Source organism: Aerococcus sp. L_32, from assembly GCF_050689315.1.
The window spans coordinates 1-1,356 of sequence record NZ_JBOEQF010000497.1; the positions used below are offsets into that span (position 1 = coordinate 1).

2 pseudogenes are annotated in these 1,356 nt (G+C 36.6%); both read right to left on the bottom strand.

Features of this window, described 5'->3' with window-relative positions:
- Nucleotides 1-765: pseudogene (locus ACRCJ0_RS14215) on the bottom strand (RNA degradosome polyphosphate kinase); the annotation flags it as partial.
- 45 nt (nucleotides 766-810) lie between these two features.
- Nucleotides 811-1,356: pseudogene (locus ACRCJ0_RS14220) on the bottom strand (Ppx/GppA family phosphatase); the annotation flags it as partial.

The following is a 1,356-nucleotide window of genomic DNA, read 5'->3' on the forward strand; positions in this document are numbered from 1 at the left end:
TACTAAGTAGTCTTCAATGACTGTTAATAAATCGTCCGCGCCATCTTCTTGAATGTCTAGATCGGCATTACGGGTCACACGGAACAAGAAGCTAGATTCGATAGTATAGCCAGTAAATAAGGTTTCAATAAAGTTTGTCACAATATCTTCTAGATTAATGAAGTAGTAGTGACCATTTTCTTCGTAATGGAAGTAACGGTTCACCAACTGTGGAATTGGGACAATTGCTACTTGCTGTTCGCCTTCACGACTTAAGTTCACAAAAATATGAATTAATTTGTTGTTTAAGCTTGGAAAAGGACGATAAGCATCAATACCAAGTGGCGTAAGCGTTGGGTAAATTTCATTGAAGAAGAATGTTTTCATTTTCTCTTGGCGACGAGTAGGCGCTTCGTTGAAACGGATAAAGTGGATATTGTGTTTTGCCACTTCTTTCTTCAATTCTTGGTATAGGGCATATTGATATTCGTTATTTTCATGGTTCTTATCCGCAATGGCGATTAATTGCTGTTCAGGTGTCCATTGCTTTTTACTATCCAGTTCATTCACATTTAAGTGGAATTGATCTTGTAAACCAGCAACCCGGACCATCATAAATTCATCTAGGTTAGACGTCCCAATACTTAGAAAGCTTAATCGTTCTAATAAAGGGTTTCTGTCATCAGCAGCTTCTTGTAATACACGGTAGTTAAAATTTAACCAAGAGACTTCTCGGTTTTCATAGTAATCAGGATTATTAAGATCGTATTTGATTTGTTCAGTCATTTTTGTATTCTCCTTTTCATTAAGCTACGGAGAGATTAGTAACTGTTATAAAATGGCCCGATATGAATTTGCATTTATAAACTCTAGGGTAATGTCTTTCCCGATTGCACGTTCTACATGTTTCTTTTGGTCCTCAGAACGGTAGACTTCGGATAATAATTCTCCTTGGTAGAAGATACGTAGAATCAGGTTATTACCTTTCATCACGGTATCCATACTTTTCACAATATTGTTATGAGAATCATTTAGACATTCAGCAAACTTGATCAGTCCTCCAATGTGTTGAAGGGTTTCCACTTGTTTATCGTCTAGCATTTCTCCATAGGTTGTTAAATACTGGTCAAACAAAGTTTTATTCTTATATGAAGCTAAAATAGAAAGGGCCAATCTTTCAGGGTGCGAGAATCCATTTAAGTTAGAGTTTGAAAGTAAATAGAAGGTATGTTGTGATGCATTTCCTGGTTCAATCATTTCCCCAAGATTGTACAAATATGCCCCATAATTCATTAACTCTAATTCACGATCATTCAATTTCAAATAGCCATCTTCACTTAAGGCCGCGTGTAACTGGCGAGCAATCACCATTCGTTG